Consider the following 5,899-nt stretch of genomic DNA (forward strand, 5'->3'; position numbering starts at 1 on the left):
CATAACTTTGATGCGGCAAGAATTTTTCTCAGAAGACTACCTCTAACTCAACAAATAACACCGAATATTAAATTGTTAGTTCAGATTTTTTTTGCTGGTGTAGTCTTATTTGTGACAGCTCATCTTTTATTATTCAAATTACATTTACCAAGTCGCTACACAAATCATAGTTTTCGGATAATTTTAGCTATAGCCACTGCCATTGTTTTGTGCATAATTTTAGATGCCGTCTTTCAGTGGGTAATTCAACAGCCATCCGACAAAAATAGAAGAATTTCAGGATTAATTTTTATTGTATTTTTAGGGATTTTACTTCTTGGTAATTTTAGCTTGTGGAAAAACTTTTATGACCTTGATTATCAAAAAGGTAAATCTCCAGAAGTTTATGAATTTTTGGCTCAACAACCAAAAGATATTCTCATTGCTTCTCTTTCAGAAGAGGCGAATTATATCCCTACATTTTCTCAACGTTCGGTATTGTTTGCTTGGGAATATGCCATTCCTTATCATCTCGGTTATTACAATCAAATTAAACAACGAGCTACAGAATTTATTTTTGCTCAGTACCATTTAGATATTCAATTTATTCAGGATTTTATCAATACTTATGAAATAGATTTTTTAATCTTAGACCGTCAAGCATTTATGCCAGAATATGTCCTGAAGAATCGTTGGTTGAGACAGTGGTATCATCAAATGGGAAATCTGATTGGAATTAATCTCCAAAATGGAACTATTCCTGCCATAGTTGGCACTATAGACAAATGTTCGGTTTTGGAAACAGAAAAATTATGGGTTTTAGAAGCTAAATGTATTTTGATTGAATAAGTAATCAAAAAAAACTGAAATTAGAAGCTGTTTATAAACAAAAAATTAAGTAATACCAAATCTGGTCTTAAATGCATCAAGTTTTTCTACCAAGTGTGCAAAAAGAATGCTTAACTTAGGTGAAACTTCAATTATTAAGTAATTAACGCGCTAAGTAAATAACTTTTTTGATAATTAACAATAACTAACTTGTTAATTATTCTTATGTTTACTTCTCCTCTACTCCCCTACTCCCCTACTCCCCCGCTCAATAATCTGATTTTTCATCCTCATGATAAGGGTAGGAAATTTCTCTTTTAATTCTCCGGATTCTAGATTTATTATCTCTAAACCCCAACAATATAGATACCAATAATAATATAAGCAAAATAACAACCATAATTACGAAAGAGATTGTCATAATGTGAGGATACTGTACCATTTTTAGCGACATTTGTTCTGGGTTATTCAGAAAATTATTAATCCGGTCTACTTTTTGACTAGCTACTGATCCACTCCGACCATAAAAAGTATCGTGTATTGGAATTTCATCATACTCAGTTAAAAGAAATACTTGATATCTACTCTTTTTTCCCTTTCGTCCACGATATATTAGCCTTTCTTTAGCACCTTGAAGCTGTCCTGGAATAATTTCAGTAATACGTTTTCCACGGAAGCCAAAATGAGTAATTTCACAAGCAACTTTTTGGTTTAACTGAAGACGATTACATTTTAGAATTATTAATTCAGAACCAAATATCAAAACAAACATCCAAAAAAACCCTAATGGAATGAATAAAATCACAGCTATAGTTTCATAAATATTAGTTTTTTTTGACATGGCTAATCATCAGATAAATATTTAGTAGACTTCTTTAACATTATACAAAAATTTGTAACCGCTCAATAATCCGGGGTAAATCGGTAAATGGCAAGCCTCAAATGGCGTAAAATCCTTCCTAAACTGGTAGTCCGCCCCCATTTATTGAGCGGATACAAAAATTTATTGTTTAATGAGGTATATAGTTCTAGGTTTTTGTGTAACATAAATTAACATTAACTTCTAAATAAACTTACAATATAGTGCAAATTTTCTAGTATTATCTTTTTCTGTTAGCTAACTTATATCTGATTTTTTATCCTCATAGTCGAGAGAGGAAACTTCTCTTTGTATTTTCCGAATGTTAGATTTTCTATCTCTAAAATCAAGCAATTTAAACACAAGTAGTAATATAGGTAAACTAATAGATATAACTCCCCAGAAGACTGCAAACCAGTTAGGATGCTGGTGTATTTTTAACGATCTTTGTTCTGGTTCCTTAAGAAAACTATTAATCTGGTCTGCTGTTTGACTAGCAAATTTTTGACTCGAACCAGAAAGAATATCTTGTATGGGAATTTGACCATTTATAGTCAGAAGAATTACTCTATAATTTCGTTTACCCCATCGCTGAATTTTAGCACCTTGAATTTCTCCTACAGGAATTAGATCGATGTGTTTTCTACCTAAGGTAAAATGAGTAACTTCGCAAGCTACTTTTTGGTTTAACTGAAGACGATGACATTTGAGGATTATTAGTTCAGAACTAAATATAATAAATAATCCTACTCCAAACCAAAAAATACTATATAGAGTTTCAGCAAGCTCTTTTTTTTTTGACATAGCCCATGATTAGATAAATGTTTACTATACATCTTGAGAAGTGTACAATAATTTGTAAATTTATGATGTATCTAAGTAGCCAAATATAATTAAATGTCATTATATCATTGCAACTGAAACGAAGTTGAAAAAAGCAATTTCAAGGGTTTTAGCTGCATAAATATTTTTTAACATAGTTAGGTTTATTTGCGCCTATGTACTTAATTCTAGGGTTTTCTAAAAAAAATTTGGCAAGAGTAAAAGAAAAAGAATTAAGATTCATCTCTAAATTAAACTTAAAAAGTAAAATACTGAAAATTCTCACTTTGAAAAATAAAATCCTGAATTCCATAGCTCAAATTTTTATCTTAGGCTTAATTTTCGGAATTTCCTATACTCAAGACCCTCTATACACCTCAAATCAACATACTAAATTTTTACAAGGATTAGCTAAAGCTGATTTAGGTTATTTAAACCAAGATTGGTTAGCTAATACACTCGACCCTTTACCCGCTTTTACTTTTTTAGTTCACTTCACTTATACTTACTTCCATGAAAATTTTTTCTACTTTTATTACATCCTTATCTTTGGCATCTATATTTACAGTACGCTTGGCATTGCCTCAGTAATTTTCAAAATTAATACTTCCCGACTTAAACTACTAATTTATTTTCTCCTGCTCCTGACTATTCACTGTCTACAAATCAGAATATTTGACTTTAAAACTCATGTACATCTCCACTATGGTTTAGCCGAACAATATATTCTTGGTGACTATTTTCAACCCTGTACATTTGGAGTTTTAATTATTTTTTCTATCTATGCCTTTCTCAGAAAAAAACCTTTTTTAGCAGTATCGGCTTTAGGGATAGCAGCAACTTTTCATCCCACATATCTTCCCAGCGCAGCTTTACTAACTTTAGCTTATCTGATTCTCACTTATCAAAATGAAAATCAGCTCAAAAAATCATTATTAATAGGTGTCGTTTCATTTATCTTTGTCTTACCAGTAGTCAGTTACATGACTATTACTTTTAGACCCACATCTCCAGAGCTTTTTCAAATTTCTGAAAGCTTACTTGTAAATCGAATTCCTCATCATTCCTTCCCCGATATTTGGTTAACTGAACCCGCCGCCCCAATTCAAATCTTAGTAGTAGCGATCGCTCTCTATCTCCTCCGCAAAACTAGACTATTTTTTATCTTATTTTTGCCCTTTGCCACAGCAACTATTCTGACAATAATTCAAATAATTTCTGTCAGTAATACTTTGGCGTTTCTTACTCCTTGGCGAGTATCTGCTTTTTTAGTTCCGATTTCTACTTGTATGATAATTGCCTATATTGTGACTGTTATTTTTGATAGATATTATCCCCAGATTCTGAAATACAAAAAACTGCTTGAAATTGGCACTTTAGTAGGAATATATTTGTTCATCTTGTCAGGAGTGGGAATACAACTAGAAAAGCTAACTATTAATCAAAAAGATACGCCAATTATCATGGAATATGTCAAAGAAAATAAACAGGCTAGAGATATATATTTAGTTCCTTACGCTTCTGGGAAATTCGTTGACTTTAGAATTGCTACAGGTGCGCCAATTTTGATTAATCTTAAATCTCATCCCTACAAAGATACAGAAGTTATTGAATGGCACAATAGATTATTAATGGCACAACAATTTTATGATAATTCTGGGATAGCAAAATGTCAGGCTTTGCAAAATTTAATTGATAAATATCAGATAACTCATATAATTATTGAAAATGATGATTCTATTCAATGTTCAGGAGTAGAAAGAACTTATATAGATAATTTATATAAGATGTATGAACGAAGGTAGAAGGCAGAGGGCAGGAGTTACAATTCCCTTCTGCCTTTTCCCCCCTTTCAAAGGGGGGTAGGGGGGATGCCCTCTGCCTTTCCTAATAACTGATATAGCAATGAGCGCTGGTATATTTACAAATTACAGGAGTGGCCAAATAGCTAAAAGTCTTATATTATCTGCAATTGATTCCCCCTATTGCCTATTGCCTCTCTTGGTCAGCATTCCCTTGCGTCTGACGCCGACGCGGGGTCTGACCGCTATTGTCTATTGCCTGCGCACAGCGCCATAACTGATAACTGATAACTGATTTAATGTTCTATAAAAAATCTTATTTTACTTGGCTAAAAATATTTATTGCCATTACCTTAATCTTAGGAATATGTTTCAGATTCATAAATATTGATCGAAAAGTTTACTGGTACGATGAAACAATTACCTCCTTAAGAATTGCTGGTTATACTAGAGGCGAATTAGAGGATATAACCGATGAGACTGGCATAATTAGTAGGGACTTTTTTCAGCAGTATCAAGGCACTAACCCTAATAAAAATTTCATTAATACTATCAACTCTTTAGCAACAGAAAACCCCGAACATTTACCGATTTATTTTGTACTGCTCAGATGGTGGGTAAAATTATTTGGTTATTCTGTAGCAGTAACCAGAAGTTTCTCAGCTTTGACCAGCTTATTAGTATTTCCTTGTATTTACTGGTTATGCCGAGAATTGTTCAATCAACCATTAGTTGGAGAAATAGCGATCGCTCTGACGGCAGTTTCTCCAATTTCGGTATTATATGCTCAAGAAGCACGGGTTTATAGTTTATTTACAGTGGCTATTTTATTATCAAGTATTGCCTTAGTTCGGGCAATAAAAATCCCCACTAAACGTAACTGGCAAATTTACACGGTAAGTTTAATTTTTGCCTTATATACTCATCTTTTTTCCATATTAGTAGCCTTTGGTCATGGAATATATATACTTTTAATCGAAAAACTCAAATTAACTAAAAAATTCAAAGCTTATCTCCTAGCATCTGTTTCTGGATTTATAATTTTTTTACCATGGCTAATAGTAATAATTGAGCATTTCGATGGCACAAAATGGGTATCTCGAACAGCACCTTTATTAACCTTGTTGAAAAGATGGTTGATTAATGTAGGTTTTACTTTTCTAGATATTCAAATTGGCTCTTCAGAAAGATTATTTGATGTCAAAAATATTGTTTTTGATAATGATGCTTTATTAGGTATCGATACAATCTGGCTCTATCTATTATTGATAAGTTTAGTCTTAGTAATATACTCAATTTATTTTATCTGTCGGAATGCACCTAAATCAGTAAATCTGTTCATTTTAACCTTGATATTATTAACTCCCATAACTTTAATAATTCCCGATTTAATGTTTGGTGGGCAACGTTCAACTATTCCTCGTTATTTCATCCCTACTTACTTAGGAATTCAAATATCTGTTGCTTATCTTTTGGCTACTAATTTAACCAACTTTAGTAACCAAGTTAAATATAAATTTTGGCAAATAGTAACAGTTACTCTAATTTCTGTAGGAGTAATATCTTGTGGAATTAGTTCCCAAGCAGAAACTTGGTGGCATAAATATAG

4 protein-coding genes and 1 pseudogene are annotated in these 5,899 nt (G+C 32.2%); 3 read left to right on the forward strand and 2 right to left on the reverse strand.

The window, feature by feature from the left end:
- Positions 1 to 828: pseudogene (locus AC3DU7_RS19720) on the forward strand (hypothetical protein); the annotation flags it as partial.
- 247 nt (positions 829 to 1,075) lie between these two features.
- Here the strand turns inward: AC3DU7_RS19720 and AC3DU7_RS19725 are convergent.
- Entirely contained in the window at positions 1,076 to 1,648 is a 573-nt protein-coding gene (locus AC3DU7_RS19725; RefSeq protein ID WP_488041014.1) for a hypothetical protein, read from the reverse strand.
- A 276-nt stretch (positions 1,649 to 1,924) separates the two neighbouring features.
- Positions 1,925 to 2,470 carry a hypothetical protein gene (locus AC3DU7_RS19730; RefSeq protein ID WP_488041015.1) on the reverse strand — a complete coding sequence of 182 codons (546 nt, stop codon included), beginning with the start codon at positions 2,468 to 2,470 and terminating at the stop codon, positions 1,925 to 1,927.
- Positions 2,471 to 2,775: 305 nt separating this feature from the next.
- On the opposite strand from AC3DU7_RS19730, the gene AC3DU7_RS19735 reads away from it, so the two are divergent.
- Complete coding sequence (locus tag AC3DU7_RS19735) at positions 2,776 to 4,293, forward strand: DUF6798 domain-containing protein (protein ID WP_488041016.1); 1,518 nt, start codon at positions 2,776 to 2,778, stop codon at positions 4,291 to 4,293.
- Positions 4,294 to 4,589: 296 nt separating this feature from the next.
- Positions 4,590 to 5,899: glycosyltransferase family 39 protein (locus AC3DU7_RS19740; RefSeq protein ID WP_488041017.1), on the forward strand; the 1,310-nt coding region annotated here is incomplete at its 3' end.

It is taken from the genome of Okeania sp., from assembly GCF_983059655.1.